17 protein-coding genes are annotated in these 16,458 nt (G+C 66.8%); 12 read left to right on the top strand and 5 right to left on the bottom strand.

Annotated features, from left to right (window positions below):
• Positions 1–62: 62 nt before the first annotated feature.
• A complete protein-coding gene (locus tag J2X37_RS05860) occupies positions 63–2,021 on the top strand; it encodes a peptidase M61 (RefSeq protein WP_310018830.1) in 1,959 nt (652 codons plus the stop codon).
• Between the two features lie 171 nt (positions 2,022–2,192).
• Positions 2,193–2,732, top strand: coding sequence for an inorganic diphosphatase (gene ppa, locus J2X37_RS05855; protein WP_310018828.1), 540 nt, complete (start codon positions 2,193–2,195; stop codon positions 2,730–2,732).
• Positions 2,733–2,797: 65 nt separating this feature from the next.
• On the opposite strand, the gene J2X37_RS05850 is transcribed toward ppa, so the two are convergent.
• The 4 genes from J2X37_RS05850 to J2X37_RS05835 all read right to left on the bottom strand — a co-directional run bounded on the left by J2X37_RS05850 (position 2,798) and on the right by J2X37_RS05835 (position 5,448).
• Positions 2,798–3,208: a hypothetical protein gene (locus J2X37_RS05850; RefSeq protein ID WP_310018827.1), complete on the bottom strand. Its 411-nt coding sequence runs from the start codon at positions 3,206–3,208 to the stop codon at positions 2,798–2,800.
• Entirely contained in the window at positions 3,151–3,477 is a 327-nt protein-coding gene (locus J2X37_RS05845; protein ID WP_310018825.1) for a mechanosensitive ion channel domain-containing protein, read from the bottom strand. The genes J2X37_RS05850 and J2X37_RS05845 overlap by 58 nt, the downstream gene beginning before the upstream one ends.
• A 153-nt stretch (positions 3,478–3,630) precedes the next feature.
• Positions 3,631–4,974, bottom strand: a complete 1,344-nt coding sequence (locus J2X37_RS05840) for a TldD/PmbA family protein (protein ID WP_310018823.1) — start codon at positions 4,972–4,974, stop codon at positions 3,631–3,633.
• Between the two features lie 90 nt (positions 4,975–5,064).
• Positions 5,065–5,448: a hypothetical protein gene (locus J2X37_RS05835; protein WP_310018821.1), complete on the bottom strand. Its 384-nt coding sequence runs from the start codon at positions 5,446–5,448 to the stop codon at positions 5,065–5,067.
• 293 nt (positions 5,449–5,741) lie between these two features.
• On the opposite strand from J2X37_RS05835, the gene lptB reads away from it, so the two are divergent.
• The 7 genes from lptB to J2X37_RS05800 all read left to right on the top strand — a co-directional run bounded on the left by lptB (position 5,742) and on the right by J2X37_RS05800 (position 12,254).
• The gene (gene lptB, locus J2X37_RS05830) at positions 5,742–6,548 is read left to right on the top strand and encodes an LPS export ABC transporter ATP-binding protein (RefSeq protein ID WP_310018817.1); all 807 of its coding nucleotides are present in this window, start codon (positions 5,742–5,744) and stop codon (positions 6,546–6,548) included.
• 38 nt (positions 6,549–6,586) lie between these two features.
• Entirely contained in the window at positions 6,587–8,131 is a 1,545-nt protein-coding gene (gene rpoN, locus J2X37_RS05825) for an RNA polymerase factor sigma-54 (RefSeq protein WP_310018816.1), read from the top strand.
• A 236-nt stretch (positions 8,132–8,367) separates the two neighbouring features.
• Positions 8,368–9,063: a response regulator transcription factor CtrA gene (ctrA, locus tag J2X37_RS05820; protein WP_310018814.1), complete on the top strand. Its 696-nt coding sequence runs from the start codon at positions 8,368–8,370 to the stop codon at positions 9,061–9,063.
• 190 nt (positions 9,064–9,253) lie between these two features.
• Positions 9,254–10,267: a fatty acid desaturase gene (locus J2X37_RS05815; RefSeq protein ID WP_310018810.1), complete on the top strand. Its 1,014-nt coding sequence runs from the start codon at positions 9,254–9,256 to the stop codon at positions 10,265–10,267.
• Between the two features lie 11 nt (positions 10,268–10,278).
• Positions 10,279–10,638 carry a diacylglycerol kinase gene (locus tag J2X37_RS05810; protein ID WP_310018808.1) on the top strand — a complete coding sequence of 120 codons (360 nt, stop codon included), beginning with the start codon at positions 10,279–10,281 and terminating at the stop codon, positions 10,636–10,638.
• A 45-nt stretch (positions 10,639–10,683) separates the two neighbouring features.
• Positions 10,684–11,382, top strand: a complete 699-nt coding sequence (trmB, locus tag J2X37_RS05805; RefSeq protein WP_310018806.1) for a tRNA (guanosine(46)-N7)-methyltransferase TrmB — start codon at positions 10,684–10,686, stop codon at positions 11,380–11,382.
• A gap of 110 nt (positions 11,383–11,492) precedes the next feature.
• A complete protein-coding gene (locus J2X37_RS05800) occupies positions 11,493–12,254 on the top strand; it encodes a sulfite exporter TauE/SafE family protein (protein ID WP_310018803.1) in 762 nt (253 codons plus the stop codon).
• Positions 12,255–12,270: 16 nt separating this feature from the next.
• Here the strand turns inward: J2X37_RS05800 and J2X37_RS05795 are convergent, their stop codons facing one another.
• Positions 12,271–12,465: a DUF465 domain-containing protein gene (locus J2X37_RS05795; protein ID WP_310019524.1), complete on the bottom strand. Its 195-nt coding sequence runs from the start codon at positions 12,463–12,465 to the stop codon at positions 12,271–12,273.
• A 332-nt stretch (positions 12,466–12,797) separates the two neighbouring features.
• Between J2X37_RS05795 and J2X37_RS05790 the strand changes: the two genes are divergently transcribed.
• The 3 genes from J2X37_RS05790 to J2X37_RS05780 all read left to right on the top strand — a co-directional run bounded on the left by J2X37_RS05790 (position 12,798) and on the right by J2X37_RS05780 (position 16,377).
• The gene (locus J2X37_RS05790; protein WP_310018801.1) at positions 12,798–12,953 is read left to right on the top strand and encodes a DUF465 domain-containing protein; all 156 of its coding nucleotides are present in this window, start codon (positions 12,798–12,800) and stop codon (positions 12,951–12,953) included.
• A 128-nt stretch (positions 12,954–13,081) separates the two neighbouring features.
• Complete coding sequence (ptsP, locus tag J2X37_RS05785) at positions 13,082–15,358, top strand: phosphoenolpyruvate--protein phosphotransferase (RefSeq protein ID WP_310018799.1); 2,277 nt, start codon at positions 13,082–13,084, stop codon at positions 15,356–15,358.
• Positions 15,359–15,525: 167 nt separating this feature from the next.
• Complete coding sequence (locus tag J2X37_RS05780; protein WP_310018798.1) at positions 15,526–16,377, top strand: RodZ domain-containing protein; 852 nt, start codon at positions 15,526–15,528, stop codon at positions 16,375–16,377.
• Positions 16,378–16,458: the final 81 nt, after the last annotated feature.

The following is a 16,458-nucleotide window of genomic DNA, read 5'->3' as shown; positions in this document are numbered from 1 at the left end:
CACTGGAATCACGCTGCGAAATAAGGTTGCAATGCGACGACCGCCTTGCCAGATAGTAGGCGATGAAACCATCCCCCAAGTTTGCGCTCGCATCGGCCTGCGCCCTCGTCGCCCTTGGCGCTCCGGTTGTTCCGGCATTTGCCGAAACCATGCCCTCTTCGCTCAGCCAGCCGGCCGAAGGGCTTCGCGTCACGCGCAGCGTGCCCGATCCGGTCGACAGGCCGTGGCCGGGCGGCACGATCCGCATCGACGTCGATGCGACCGATCTCGAACGCGGCGTGTTCCGCACCGTGGAGACGATCCCGATCCCGGCGGGCAGCCGCAAGCTGACGCTGCTCTATCCGCAATGGCTGCCGGGCAAGCACGCCGGCCTCGCGCGGATCGCGAACCTGACCGGCATCCACTTCAGCGCTGGCGGCAAGGATGTGGGCTGGGTGCGCGACCCGGTGGAGCTCTACGCCTTCCATCTCGACCTGCCGGAAGGCGCGACCGAGATCGTTGCCAATCTCGTCTACACCTCTCCCCTCACCTCGGGCGAGGGGCGCGTCGTCATGACGCGCGAGATGCTGAACCTGAAGTTCGAGGAAATGACGCTCTATCCGGCTGGGCATTACGTGCGGCAGATCCCAGTGGTGCCGACGGTCAGGTTTCCCACGAACTGGAAGGTCGCGACCGCGCTCGACGGGATGAGCCGGACGGGCGACACCGTCACCTGGGCCCAGACCGACTACGAGACGCTGATCGATTCGCCGATCTTTGCCGGCGCGCATCACCGCGAATTCGACCTGGGCCAGAACGCGCAGCTGCAGGTCTTCGCCGACAAGCCCGACCAGCTCGCTGCGGTCAAGGACGACCAGATCGCCAAGGTTCGCGCCCTTATGGACGAGGCGGTGATCCTGTTCGGTAACCAGCAGTGGGATCACTACGACTTCCTGCTGGGCGTCACCGACCGGTTGGGCGGCATCGGGCTCGAGCATCATCGCTCGTCGGAAAACACCCTGCCGGGCGACCTGTTTCAGGACTGGAAGAAGAGCGAGTACCGGGTCGACCTGCTGCCGCACGAGCTGACGCATAGCTGGAACGGCAAGTTCCGCCGGCCCGTCGGTTCGTGGACGCCGGACTATCGCCAGCCGATGCAGAACGAGTTGCTCTGGGTCTACGAAGGGCAGACCCAGTACTGGGACCTCCCGCTTTCGGCCCGTTCGGGGATGCAGTCCAAGGAGATGGTGCTGGGCGAGATCGCGCGCACCGCGGCGAGCTACGTCAACCAGCCGGGGCGCAGCTGGCGTCCGCTGGTCGACACCACCAACGATCCGCAGATCGGCCAGCGCGCGAGCAAGCCCTATTACAGCTTCTCGCGCGGGGAAGAGTACTACAACGAAGGCGCGCTCATCTGGCTCGAAGCCGACATGCTGATCCGCAGCGAATCGAAGGGGCGCAGATCGCTCGACGATTTCGCGAAGCTGTTCTTCGGCGGCCACCCGGGCGACTGGGGGCAGATCACCTACGATTTTGACGACGTGGTCACCGCGCTCAACACCGTGCACCCGCACGATTGGGCGAAGTTCCTGCGCGACCGGGTCTATGCGGCCGATGCGCCCCCGCCGCTCGGCGGCATCGAACTGGGCGGCTACAAGCTGGTCTACAAGGAAGAACCCAATCCCTTCGACGCTTCCCTCATGGCCAAGGGAGCCTTGCGGCTCGAGCACTCGCTCGGCCTGACGCTGAGCGAGAAGGGCGCGATCGGCAGCACCGTCTGGGACAGCCCGGCCTTCAAGGCGGGCCTCGTCAACGGTATGGAAGTGGTCGCGGTCAACGGCACCGAATACAGCGCCGACGTCATGAAGAAGGCGATCACCGAGGCGAAGACCGCCGGCAAGGTCGACCTCTTGGTCAGGCGCGGCGACCGCTACATGACGGTTTCGGTCCCCTACACGGGCGGACTGCGCTGGCCATGGCTGGAAAAGGCGGTGAAGGGGACGGCCCCGATCGATCGCTGGCTCGAGCCGCGGCGCAAGTAGGGGATCGTCCCCGCGCGATCGCGGCTCGCTCGATTGTGCAGGCGCGGCAAGAAAGCATCTACGACCAAAGCGGGCCTTGGCGCGGTGCCAAGGCCGCGCTAGAGGCGCATGCGACGCTGCCGGTTGCTGCAGTGCAAAACGACGAATCGTGCCAGACGACAGGACATTCCCATGCAGATCGAGAAGATCCCCACCGGCGACAATCCGCCCGAAAGCCTCAACGTCATCATCGAGGTGCCCACCGGCGGCGAACCCGTGAAGTACGAGTTCGACAAGGAATCGGGCGCGCTGTTCGTCGATCGCATCCTGCACACGCCGATGCGCTATCCGGCCAACTACGGCTTCGTGCCGCATACCCTCTCGCCCGACGGCGATCCGCTCGACGCGCTGGTCATCGCGCGCAGCCCGTTCATTCCGGGCTGCGTCGTGCGCGCCCGGCCGATCGGCGTCCTGAACCTCGAGGACGAACACGGCGGCGACGAGAAGCTGATCTGCGTGCCGGTCGACACGACCTTCCCCTATTACTCCGACGTCGGCGAGACGAAGGACCTGCCCTCGATCATCTTCTCGCAGATCGAGCACTTCTTCACCCACTACAAGGACCTCGAGGCCGAGAAGTGGGTGCGCGTCGGCAACTGGGGCGATGCCGCCGAAGCCAAGCGCATCGTCATCGAATCGATCGACCGCTACAACGAAAACAAGAAGGGCTGATCCAGCCCTACTCGACGGGCCTGCTCGCATCGAGCAGGTCCGCCTTGCCGCCGGCCGGGCGGAGTTTAGTCGGGCGCGACGGGCTTCGCACCGACTTTCGGTTCGGCAACGGGCGACGCGGCTCCCGCCTCGCTCGGCTTCTTCAGTCCCGCCGCTGCTACCTGCGACAGGCCGGCCAGCGCGGCCGCGCCTTGTCGCAGTCGGCGGAAAGATTGGTCGACCCAGCCGAGGAAGCGCAGGACGATGTTCGAATCGCCACCCTCCATAATCCGAGCCGAGGGTTCGGGAGAGCGCAGCACCGACTTCATCGTGCCCAGCGCGCCCGTCCCCACCGCCAACGCCGCGACCGGATCGTCGTCGGCATCGACGCCCAGATCGCATTCGAACCGGCGCTGCGGGTTGCGCGCTTCGTTGAGGATCAACGCCTTGAACACGGTGCTGCCGGGAATGCGCAAGTGGTTGCCGTCCAGCGACACCAAGACGGTCCGCGGCCGGTCAGGCGGATGACGCGACCCTGGTTCCCTTCGATCACGACATGGTCGTTGGCGCGAAACGGCTGGCGCACCGAGAGCATGATCGACGAGATGTAGGTGTCGACGGTGTCGCGCACGGCAAAGCCGATGGCGATGCCGATCACCCCGCCAACCCCCAGCAACGCGCCGAGCAAGGCTGTCGCGCCGAGAATCTTGAGCCCGAAATAGAGGCCCACCAGGATGCCGACGAAACGCACCGCGAACGCCGCCACTTCGACGACGAAGGGATTGGGCTCGATCCGGCGCCACAGCCCCTGCCAGGCCGCGAGCCAGCGGAACAGCGCGATGACAGCGATGGCGACACCCCAGCAGCGGGAGCAGCGCCGCGAGCGTGCGAGCCGCGCCGCCCGCCCCGCGCACCGCTGTCAGGAGCCCGCGACGGTCATGCCATCGACCCGCAGCGTCGGCACGTTGGTCGCATAGACGACGTCCAGATCGCGGGCGGGATGCATGTTGGCGAACATGTCGGCCATGTTGCCCGCAACGGTGATGCCCGAAACCGGCCCGGCGATCTGCCCGTCGCGGATGAGAAAGCCCGCAGCGCCCCGGCTGTAGTCGCCGCTGACGATATTGACGCCGGGGCCGATCAGCTCGGTCAGGAGCACGCCTTCGGCGATGTCGGCGATCAGTTCGGCGACGCTGGGCTCGCCCGCCAGCAAGGTCAGGTTGGACGACGACACGCTCGGTGCCGCTCCGCCTTGGCGCACGGCGTGGCCGGTCGGCTGGCGACCGAGCTTTCGCGCCGAGGCGCTGTCGAGCATCCAGCCGGTCAGCACGCCCTTGTCGATCAGCGTCGTGGCCCGCGTTTCAAGCCCCTCGCCATCGAACGGACGCGAGCCCAGCCCGCGCGCGACCAGCGGATCGTCCACGATCGTCACGCTGCTGTCGAAAACCTGTCCGCCTTCCCGGTCGAGCAGGAAGCTGCCGCCCCGCGCGATCGACGGGCCGGAGATCGCCGCCGCGAAGTGGCCGAGCAGTGATCGACCCGCCAGCGGATCGAACACCACCGGCATCGCGCCGCTGCGGACGCTGGTCGGGCCGAGCCGGTCGACCGCGCGGCGCCCCGCCCGTTGGCCGATCCACGCCGCGTCGGGCAGGTCGCCGCGATGGCGCGCGACGCGCCATTCGGAACCGCGCTCCATCCCGCTGCCTTCGCCCGCGACGACCGCGGCGGAGAGCGAATGCTGCGACTGGGCATAGCTGGCGCCGAAACCGTCGCTGGTGGCCAGCGCGATGACGCTGTGCCCGGTGCCGGCAGAGGCGCCTTCGCTGTTGGTCACGCCCGTCACGGCGCGTGCGGCGTCCTCGCCCGCCAGCGCCGCTTCGCGCAGCTCTTCGGGACCCGGCAGCGTCGATACGAGATCGAGATCGGGCGGCGCGTGACGCATCAGCAGCGATCGGGGCGCGAGCGCGGCGTTTTCGTCCTCGGGCGCGGCGCGGGCCATGGCGATGGCTCGGCTGGCCAGTTCCTCGAGCCTGCCGGCATCGACCGCGCTGGACCCGATCGTCGCCTGCCGCATGCCGATGAAGACGCGCAGGCCGAAATGTTCGGATTCGGACCGGTCGACGTCCTCGAGTTCGCCGAGGCGAACCTGCACGCTTTCCGACTGGCTGCCGACATAGACCGCATCGGCCCCGTCCGCGCCCAGCCTGCGAGCGCAGGCGATCAGCTCTCCGCAGCGGTCGAGCGCGTTGTCGCCGCTCAGCATCTGGTTTCGTATGAAATGATCATGGCGACAGCAGTAAGCGCAGTCGCCGCGCGCGGCAAGGTGCCTCCCGCAGGCGAGCGCGTCGCGGTGTCAGCCGCCCATCATCGCAAAGCCGCGGGCCAGCCCTGCCAGGAGGAAGGGCAGGCCGATGGCGGAAAGCCAGATGATCATGCGATCACGGCGGAAGCGGCAGGCATGGACCGGGTCGAGGGCCTCAACATCGTCCAGCCGGTCCCAGTGCCGTTCCAGCATCCTTGCCGCGGGGATGATCGCGCCCACCAGCACGACGAGCGCGAGGTAGGGCAGCATCGAATTGCTGACTTCCTTCAGCTGCTTCATCGTGACGAAGATCTGAAGGCCGGTATAGGTCAGAAGGCCATAGGCCAGATTGTCGCTGATCCGGCGTCGCCAGTCCTTTGCAACGTGATGGGCGTTGTCATGGTCCGCGTCGTGTCGGGACACGCTGCGTGCCATGTCGGTATCCTTTCCCAAGAGGGCGACTTTTTTCATCGTACCTGTCCCCGGCGAGTCGACCAGCCTGAGCCGGTCGGTCCGAAACCCGCCAAGCGAGAAGTAGATCACGCCCCCGGCCGTATGGTCAAGGCCCGGATTTTCGCGATTTCGCGAAATCCGTCCGACCCCGGGACGGTCACCCGCCGCCGTGCCGTGCGGGCAGGCCATGCACGAATCCTGCCAGATGGAGCGCCGGGGGGTTCAAACCTCTGTCTTGGCGTATTAAGAGAGCGCGGTAGGCCCGCCGTTCGCCGATGGCCGGGGCGGGCAGGAACTGGAGACGAATCATCGACACCATCGCCGCGATCGAGCCTGCCGCAGCCTCTCGGCCCGTGCCGCAGGGCGGGCTGGAGGTCATCTCCATCGCCAAGAGCTACGACAAGCGAGCGGTGCTGACCGACATCTCGCTGAGCGTCGGCAAGGGCGAGGTGTTCGGTCTGCTCGGTCCCAACGGCGCGGGCAAGACGACCTGCTTCTATTCGATCATGGGCCTGGTGAAGCCGGATGCCGGGCGCATCCTGATGGACGGCGTCGACGTCACCAAGCTGCCGATGTACCGTCGCTCGATCCTCGGCCTCGGCTACCTGCCGCAGGAAACCAGCATCTTTCGCGGCATGACGGTGGAGCAGAACATCAACTGCGTGCTTGAACTGGTCGAGCCCGACAAGCGCGTCCGGGCCGCGGAGCTGGAGCGGCTGCTCGGCGAATTCGGCCTCACGCGCCTGCGCGAAAGCCCGGCCATGGCGCTTTCTGGCGGCGAACGGCGGCGCTGCGAGATCGCCCGGGCGCTGGCCGCCAAACCCTCGATCATGCTGCTCGACGAGCCTTTCGCGGGCATCGACCCCCTGTCGATCGGCGACATCCGCGACCTGGTCATCGAGCTGAAGAGCCGCGGCATCGGGGTGCTGATCACCGACCACAACGTGCGCGAAACGCTCGACATCGTCGACCGCGCCTGCATCATCTACGGCGGGCAGGTGCTGTTCGCGGGCAGCCCCTCCGACCTCGTCGCGAACGAGGATGTGCGCCGGCTCTACCTGGGTGAGGGCTTCACCCTCTGATCGCGATGCGCACCTCGCCCCCTTCTTGCGATTGATCGATGGCGCTGGGTCCACGCCTCGACCTGCGGCAGACGCAATCGCTGGTGATGACGCCGCAGCTGCAGCAGGCCATCCGCCTGCTCGCGCTGTCGAACCTCGAACTCGAATCCTTCATCGCCGAGGCGGTGGCCGACAATCCGCTGGTCGAGATCGACGGCGGCGGCGGGGTCGAGACGGTGCCGCTGGCGACCGAGGGTGATCCCGTCAGCGCCGACATGAGCGCGGGCGAGGGCGAGGCCGCGCTCGACATCGCGGGCGAGATGCTCGACCGCGACTTCGACACCGGCGCATTCGACGACGGCGCGTTGGGGGGCGGCGCGTTGGGGGGCGGCGGATCGGGTTCGGACCCCGGCGCAGGCGGCGACTTCGATCCCGTCGAGCGCGCGAGCGACAGCGCCGAGACGCTGGCCGATCATCTCCATGCCCAGATCGGATCGACCGGAGGCCCGCTGGCCGAGCAGTTCGTCGCTCACCAGATCGTCGACCAGCTCGATGAGGCCGGCTACCTGACCGTACCCCTGAAGGAGATCGCCGACCTTCTCGGCATCACCCTGGCAGAGGCGGAGGCAGGGTTGCGGCTGGTCCAGACGCTGGACCCCACCGGCGTCGGCGCGCGCGACCTTGCCGAATGCATCGCGCTCCAGGCCATCGAGGCCGATCGCTACGACCCGTGCATGAAGGCGCTGATCGGCAACCTCGACCTTGTCGCGCGGGGCAACATGGCGCAGCTGAGGCGGCTGTGCCGCGTCGATGACGAGGACCTGGCCGACATGATCGCCGAACTGCGCCGCTACGATCCCAAGCCGGGATGCCGCATCGGCGGCGATGCCGCACCGCCGGTCGTGCCCGATGTCTTCGTGCGCCCGATGGGCCGCGATGCCGCGGGCGGGGAAGGCGCCGCGACGCCTTCGGGCTGGCACATCGCGCTCAATCGCGACACCTTGCCGCGGCTGGTCGTCGATCGCGAATACTACACCACGCTGCGCAAGGGCTGCGGCAAGGACCGCGCCTCGCGCGGCTGGCTGGGCGAAAAGCTGGCCGACGCCAACTGGCTGCTGAAGGCGCTGGACCAGCGGCAGAAGACCATCCTGAAGGTCGCGCGCGAGATCGTGCGGCGGCAGGAAGGCTTCTTTCAGCGCGGGGTCAGCGCACTGGTCCCGCTGACCTTGCGCGAAGTGGCCGAAACGGTCGAGATGCACGAATCGACCGTCAGCCGCGTCACCTCGAACAAGTTCCTCCATTGCGGGCGGGGAACGTTCGAACTGAAGTATTTCTTCTCCTCGGGCGTGGCGCGCACCCGCGACGACGCGGATGGCACGTCGGCGGAAGGCGGCGCCTCGGCAGAAGCGGTGAAGGCCGCGATCCGCCGGCTGATCGATGCCGAGAAGCCCGACGACATCCTGTCCGACGACACCCTGGTCGATTTGCTGAAGGCGCAGGGCTTCGCACTCGCCCGGCGCACCGTCGCCAAGTACCGCGAGGCGATCGGGCTGGGCAGTTCGGTGCAGCGGCGACGGCAGAAGCGTCTGATGGGCGTGCGCTAGAAAGGGCCGTGGCATCCTTCCGTTTCTGGATGAGTCACTCCTTGCGGCAAGCGCCGCGATAGCTCGGGATATGCGCCGGCAACCTGTTGCAATTAAGACTCTATTGGGAATCGTTAACGCGTTGAGGCTTTATTAACCTTTCTAAACGAATCTGGTGATGGTTAATGATTCACACCGCCAGCTTCGCAAGGTTCAAGGGGGCGAAGCCGGTCACGGGCATACCAGGGGGCCATGCAATGCGTATCCTACTGATCGAAGACGAACCGACGACGGCCAAGGCGATCGAGCTGATGCTCACCAGCGAAGGCTTCAATGTCTACCAGACCGACCTTGGCGAAGAGGGTTTGGATCTGGGCAAGCTTTACGATTACGACATCATCCTGCTCGACCTGAACCTTCCCGACATGCACGGCTACGACGTGCTCAAGAAGCTGCGCGTCGCCAAGGTGCAGACGCCGGTCCTGATCCTTTCGGGCATTTCGGAAATGGATTCCAAGGTCCGCTCGTTCGGCTTTGGTGCCGACGATTACGTGACCAAGCCATTCCATCGCGAGGAACTGGTTGCCCGTATCCACGCCGTGGTGCGCCGGTCCAAGGGCCACTCGCAATCGGTCATCCGCACCGGCAAGCTGTCGGTCAATCTCGATACCAAGACGGTCGAGGTCGACGGTGCCCGCGTGCACCTGACCGGCAAGGAATACGCGATGCTCGAGCTCCTCTCGCTTCGCAAGGGCACGACCCTGACCAAGGAAATGTTCCTCAACCACCTCTACAACGGGATGGACGAGCCGGAACTGAAGATCATCGACGTCTTCATCTGCAAGCTGCGCAAGAAACTGGCGACGGCCTGCGGGGGCGAGAACTACATCGAGACCGTCTGGGGCCGCGGCTACGTGCTGCGCGATCCGGGCGCGGAGATGCAGGCGGCCTGACCGCCGCGACGTAAAAAACCTTTCCCTGAAGGCGGGCGCGGCTGGGCTGCGCCCGCCTTTTCGTTGGGCATGGCCTGATCGGGCCTGCCGGAATGTCACTGGCCGGCAACTTCTTGCAACACCGTGGCGCGAAAATGCAGCGCACGGCGCGTGGCATTGCACCTGCCAGGTCGCATCGAGACGAAGCATCATGACGCGATCCTTCGGGAGAGGTCGCATCATGCTCCACACTACCATTCACACCGGTCCGCTCGCCCGGCGCGCATCCGATCCGCGCCATCATCGCCAAGACCGCGAACCGCACGCCGCCCGGCGGCGGATGATCGTGGCGGCCCATCCCGAGGTCCGTAAGCTGGTCGGACGCAATCCGGCTACTGCGGGCTGGATCGGTGTCGTCGGTGCCGGGCAATGCGGGCTTGCCGCGCTGGCGGGCATGGGGCCGTGGTGGCTGGCGCCTGCCATGGCCTACGGCGTGGGCGCGCTGTTCGCCCTGATGCTCTGGGTGCTGATCCACGAAACCACCCACGATCTCGTCTTGCGCACGACGCGGGCGAACAAGCTGCTCGGCGCCGTCGCGGGCCTGCCGCTGGGCATGCCCGCCGCGGTGCCGTTCCGGCGGCACCACCTGCTCCACCATCGCCACCAGGGCGACGCGATCCTCGACGGTGACATCGCCAGCGGCTGGGAAGTGCAATGGGTCGGCACCTCGACTTTTCGCAAGGCGCTCTGGCTGCTGGCCATGCCGTTCATGCAGATGCTCCGTCCGCTGCGGATGAAGGGCGTGCCGATCGTCGATTGCTGGTTCGCGGGCGGCCTGTTCGCACAAGTCGCCTTCGATGCGCTGGTCGTGGCGACGCTCGGCTGGCAGGCGCTGGCCTACCTGCTGCTATCTAACGTCTTTGCCCTCGGTCTTCATCCGCTCGGCGGGCGGTGGATCCAGGAACACTTCCTGATCTTTCCGGGGCAGGAAACCTCGTCCTGCTACGGCTGGGTCAACCGGCTGACCTTCAACGCCGGCTATCACGTCGAACATCACGACATGCCGCGCGTGCCGTGGAACCGCCTGCCCCTGTTGCGCGCTGTTGCACCGGAAATGTTCGACACGCTGCCCTCGCATCGGTCATGGACCATGCTACTGGTGCGGTTCGTGTTCGATCCGGCGCTGGGGCCGGGAAGCCGCGAGGTGCGGACACGGGTGACATGACGGAGGCTTGCTTGGCGCAGAAGAACGGCGGACTGCTGCGGCGGGCGAGCTACGCGATGAAGGGCCTCGCCACCGCATGGCGCAGCGAACGCGCGTTTCGAGACCAGGCGATCGCCAGCGTGGTCCTCCTCGCGTTGACCGCGGTGGTCGGGCCGGGGGCGCTTTGGTGGGCGCTTGTCGTTCTCGCGATCTGCGGATCGCTCGCGCTCGAACTGCTGAACGCGGGGCTGGAATCGGTCTGCGACCGGCTTCACCCGGAAATGCACCCGATGATCGGGGCGGCGAAGGATCTGGCCTCGGCTGCCGTGTTCACGATGAACGTGGGGCTGAAACTGGTCTTCGTGCTGATGCTGGCAACGCACCTGTTGTGATGGCGGCTTGACCGCGGCGCGCCGCTTCGCCAACGGCTGCGACCCATGACGGCACACAAGGAAGGCGATCCGACCACGCTCAATCGGCTCTATGGCCGCGCCAAGGGCAAGGCCTTGCGCGCCGGGCAGCAGGACCTCGTCGACAACCTGCTGCCGCAGATCGCCGTGCCCGCCGAAGGGCCTGTGACCGCAAAGCGCCTGTTCGGCGACGACCGCCCGCTGCATTTCGAGATCGGCTTCGGCGGGGGCGAGCACATGGCCTTTCGCGCCGATCTGCTGCCCGACCACGGCTTCATCGGCGCCGAGCCCTTCGTCAACGGCGTCGCGCAGGCGCTGGTCCACGTCAAGGAAGGCGGCCTCGCCAACGTCCGCATCCAGCACGGCGACGCGCTGGACGTGCTGGCGCGCGTGCCCGACGGCGCGCTCTCGTTCGTCTATCTGCTCCACCCCGACCCCTGGCCCAAGGCGCGCCACGCCAAGCGGCGGATGATGAACGACGGGCCGGTGGAGATGATCGCCGCGAAGCTGAAGCCTGGCGGCGAATTCCGCTTCGGCACCGACCACCCGGTCTATGTCGAGCACGCGCTGATGGTCATGCAGCGCCACGCCGAAGCGTTCGAGTGGCTGTGCAACGGTCCCGCCGACTTTCTCAACCGTCCCGGTGGCTGGCCGGAGACCCGGTACGAGGCCAAGGCCCGGCGCCTCGGGCACGAGGTCTGGTACTTCCGCTACCGCCGCCGCTGAACGCCCGGAAGGGGGACCGAAAGACAGGCTTTCGTCCCCCGATGGAAATCTGCTTGGGCCAAGCCACGATCCGGATTTAATTCCCGCGCTCGACTTGCGGAGAATCGGACATGGACCTCGCCTCCTTACAGGCGCTGCTGCCCTACGTTGGCGTCGGATTCGCCGCGCAGTTGGTCGACGGGGCGCTTGGCATGGCCTTCGGGGTGATCTGCAATTCGCTGCTGGTCGGCGTGATCGGCCTGCCGCCGGCCGCGGCCTCGGCCCGTGTCCACATCGTCGAATGCTTCACCACCGCGACGTCGGGGATGAGCCACCTGCTTCATCGCAACATCGACAAGAAGCTGTTCTTCAAGCTGCTGGTGCCCGGCGTCATCGGCGGTTTGACCGGGGCGTACCTGCTCACCAACATCGACGCCTCGGTGGTCAAGCCCTACGTGCTGGCATATCTGACGCTGATCGGCCTCTACCTTCTGGCGCGCGGCATCTTCTGGCCGCCCAAGCCGCGCGAGGCGAAGCATGTCGCGCCGCTCGGCCTCGTCGGCGGGTTTCTCGACGCGGCGGGCGGCGGTGGCTGGGGGCCGGTCGTCACCTCGAACCTGCTGGTGCAGGGGGTGGAGCCGCGCAAGGTCATCGGCACGGTCAATTCGGTCGAATTCTTCCTGACCATCGCGGTTTCGGCGATGTTCATCGCGCATCTCGGGCTGGATGACCTGGCCGGGCCAACGCTGGGCCTTATCATCGGCGGGATGGCCGCCGCGCCGCTCGGCGCCTATGCGGCGCGTCACATCCCGCTGAAGCCGATGCTCATCTTCGTCGGCATCGTCCTGACCGCGACCAGCCTGTTCGGGATCTACAAGGCGCTGGGCTACTAGGGCGCGAGCCTGCCGCTCAGGCGATGATGTCGGGGATCAGCGCATCCTCGAGCAGGGCGATCTGGTCCTTCAGCAGCAGTTTCCGCTTCTTCAGGCGGGCGACCTGCAACTGCGTGGCGGGGTTTTCGGCCAGCGCGGCGATCGCCGCGTCGAGATCGCGATGCTCGACACGCAGGATCTCAAGCCGCTTGCGCATCTCGTCCTCGGTCATGCGCGCAATGCCCTCCAGCAGCCACCGGTCCGGCCGGTGCAGCCCCAGTTCAACCCCGTTCGCTGCCGGACGCAACCGGCGGCGCGCGTCTTTCGCACGGGCCGCCGCGCGTTGCAATCGCCTGAGCGCGGCAAGCACCAAGGCAATCACGGCTGGTCGCCGCGGCGCGACGGGTGGTCGAAATAATTCGCCATCACCGCTTCGCAACCGCTGCAAACCGTGTTTCAATCACCACGTCATCGATCCGGGGCCAACGAGTCGCGGGATCGCTGACCGCCAGGGTCGCTAGTCGGGGTTCGGGGGTTTACTCAACACCAACGCAGGAGATTGCCATGGAATCGACGCACATCACCGCTCTTCAGACCAAGCATGCCGGGCTCGACCGTCAGCTTCGCGACGAGCAGGCACGTCCCGTGCCCGATAGTGCGAAAATCCAGTGGCTGAAGCGCGCCAAGCTCAAGATCAAGGAAGAGCTCGCGCTCCACTGACCAGGCCAAAAGCCGCAATAGACGACGCCCCCGACCATCCGGCTCGGGGGCGTTAGTTTTGCCGGTCAGCCTCATCGCCCGGATTAGCCCTTTCACCCTGCCTGTCCGGTGTGCTTTATTGCGCCGAAATGAACTCGGCCGTCACTTCCGCCCGCTCGATCCTCACCAATCTGCACGAGGTGATGGCCTCGCGCCTGAGCGCGCAGGCGAAGCTGAACCAGGTCGTCGACGTCATCGGCGAAAATCTCGATAGCGAGGTCTGCTCGATCTACCTCCTGCGCGAAGGGATGCTTGAGCTCTTCGCCACCCGGGGCCTCGAACAGAGCGCGGTCCACGTCACCCGCCTTGCCGTCGGCGAAGGGCTTGTCGGCACCATCGCCGCCAATGTCGAGATGCTGAACCTGGCCGAGGCGGCGGCTCACCCCGACTTCCTCTACCGCCCCGAAACGGGCGAGGAGAAGTTCCATTCCTTTGCCGGCGTGCCCATCGTGCGGCGCGAACGCGCGGTCGGCGCGCTCATCGTCCAGCACGCCGATCCGCGCCGCTACGAGGAAGTGGAGATCGAGGCGCTGCAGACGGTCGCGATGGTGCTGTCGGAGCTGATCAGCAACGCCGGCCTGATCGACGAACATGACGCCCTGTCGGCCAGCCCGCAGATGACCGAGCCGCAGCAGCTGACCGGCCTTCCGCTGGTCAAGGGCCTTGCCGCCGGGCACGCGGTGTTCCACCAGCCGCGCATCAACATCGAACACGTCATGGCCGAGGATACCGAGGCCGAGATCCAACGCGTCTACCTCGCCTTCGACAAGATGCGCGACCAGATCGACAAGATGGCGAGCCAGGCCGAATTCGGGGTGGGCGGAGAGCACGAGGAAGTGCTCGAGACCTACAAGATGTTCGCCTACGACGAGGGCTGGTCGCGGCGCATCCGCGAGGCCATCGATTCCGGCCTGACGGCCGAAGCGGCGATCGAGCGGGTGCAGCAGCGCACCCGGATGCGGATGCGCCAGATCGACGATCCGCTGCTGGCCGAGCGGATGCACGACCTCGAGGACCTGTCCAATCGCCTGTTGCGGATCGTGTCCGGCCAGGTCGGCACGGCGGCGACGATGGGGCTTCGCGGCGATGCGATCCTCATCGCGCGCAACCTCGGCCCGGCCGAACTGCTCGAATACGACCGGCGGCGGCTGAAGGGCGTGATCCTGGAGGAAGGATCGCTGACCGCGCACGTCGTGATCGTTGCCCGCGCCATGGGGGTGCCGGTGCTAGGTCGCGTACCGGGCCTGCGCGGTTATGTCCGCGAAGGCGACGAGATCCTGCTCGATGCGACGCAGGGCATCTGCAACATCCGCCCCGGTCCCGCGATCAGCGAGGCCTTCGAGGCAAAGTCCGCCCGCAACCGCGAAAAGCAGGCCGGCTATGCCGCGCTGCGCGACGTGGAGCCGTTCACCAAGGACGGCGAGCGCATCACCATCATGGTCAATGCGGGCCTTCGCGATGACGTGCCGATGCTCGCGGCGACGGGCGCGGACGGCATCGGCCTTTTCCGGACCGAGTTCCAGTTCCTCGTTTCCGCCACCTTGCCGCAACGCGACCGGCAGACCAGGCTCTACCGCGACGTGCTCGATGCGGCCGGCGACAAGCCGGTGGTGTTCCGCACGGTCGACATCGGCGGCGACAAGTCGCTCCCGTACCTGCGCGGCAGCGAAGAGGGCATGGACGAGGAAAATCCCGCGATGGGCTGGCGCGCGCTGCGCCTCGCCCTTGCGCGCGAGGGGTTGATGAAGGCGCAGGCCCGCTCCTTGCTGGAGGCCGCGGCCGGACGGACGCTCAACGTCATGTTTCCGATGGTGTCCGAGCCCTGGGAATTCGATGCCGCCCGCGCCGTCTTCGAACAGCAGGCCGATTTCCTGCGCGCGCGGCGCAAGATGCTGCCCGAACAGGTCCGCTACGGCGCGATGCTCGAGGTGCCGGCATTAGCCGAAATGCTCGACGTGCTGGCGCCGAAACTGTCGTTCCTGTCGATCGGCACCAACGACCTGACCCAGTTCCTATTCGCCGCGGACCGGTCCAATCCGCGACTGGCCGAGCGTTACGATTGGCTGAGCCCGGCGATCATGCGCTTCATCCGCCGGGTGGTGCTGGGCGTTGCGGGGCACGACATCGACGTCACGGTCTGCGGCGAGATGGGCGGCCGCCGGCTCGAAGCGCTGGCCTTGATCGCCATCGGCATCCGGCGGCTGTCGATCACCCCGGCCTCGGTCGGGCCGATCAAGGAAATGGTGCGCAAGATCGATACGTCCGAAATCCGCCGCGCGATGGAACGCTGGCTGAGCGAACCGGTGCAGGATTTGCGCGGGGCGATGATCGCCTGGGCCGAGGAACGCGGCATCGACTGGGACTGACGCGCCGGGCCGCCGCTCGGCAGGGGTCATGCCGCGGAAGCTTCGTTGCGGCGGAGTTTTTTCGTCTTTCCAGAACAAGTAGCGCAAATCCCGCGTGGCCGCCTTGACTTGACCGGTGTGGCGCGCTTGCCTTGCGCCGGGGCGATACCAGCAAGGGCACAGAGCGAGTGGACGAAGGCGACATCGATACCGGCAACAGCCCCGAATCAGAGGATGCCGCGGTTCCCGGCGACGGCGTCGGCGGGACGCTGAAGGCGGAGCGGGAGCGGCAGGGCCTGTCGCTCGACGAAATGGGCGAACGGACCAAGATCGCCAAGCGACACCTCCTCGCGCTCGAGGAAGGGCGCTTCGCCGACCTTCCCGGCAAGACTTATGCCATCGGCTTCGCACGCAGCTATGCCCGTGCGCTGGGCATCGACGAAGCGCCGGTCGTGGAAGGCGTGCGCGACGATCTGGGTGTCGTCGGCGCGCCTGTGCCGACGCGCAATATCGACTATCTCGAACCCGGCGATCCGGCGCGCATCCCCTCGGCGGCGCTGGCCTGGGGCGTGGCGGCGCTGTTCGTCATCATCCTCGTCGTCGGCTTCTTCGCCTTTCGCGGCTATTTCATGCCGGCCAGCGAGCTGCCCGCGCTGGAGCAGCCGCAGCCGACTGTCGCGGCCGCCCCTGGCGTCGCACCGGCAGCGACCCCGGCCCCTGCACCGACGGGCGACGTCACCTTTACCGCCACGGCGGACGCGGTCTGGGTCAAGTTCTACGACCGGACCGGCAAGCAGCTGTTCCAGAAGGAGATGGCGCTGAACGAAAGCTTCACGGTTCCGGCCGGCGCGGATGGACCGCAATTGTGGACCGGACGGCCCGACGCGCTGAAGATCACCATCGGCGGGCGCCAGGTGCCGCCGCTCGCGACCGAGCAGCGAACGATGAGGGACGTTCCGGTCGACGCCGCCTCGCTGACCGCGCGCCAGTCGACACCTGCGACACCCGTCCCCGGCCAGCCCCGCGCGCCCGCCGGATGACGTCCGTTCTTCCAGGGGCCGTTAAGCGCCGGTTTGGCAAGACCTTGGCACGACGGCCCCACACACGAGCACCAGAGAGGT

This window comes from Croceicoccus sp. BE223 (genome assembly GCF_031457155.1).
In the GTDB taxonomy this organism is placed as follows: Bacteria; Pseudomonadota; Alphaproteobacteria; order Sphingomonadales; family Sphingomonadaceae; genus Croceicoccus.
The sequence above is the reverse complement of the archived record's forward strand: the minus strand, read 5'-3'. Positions and strand labels throughout refer to the sequence as shown.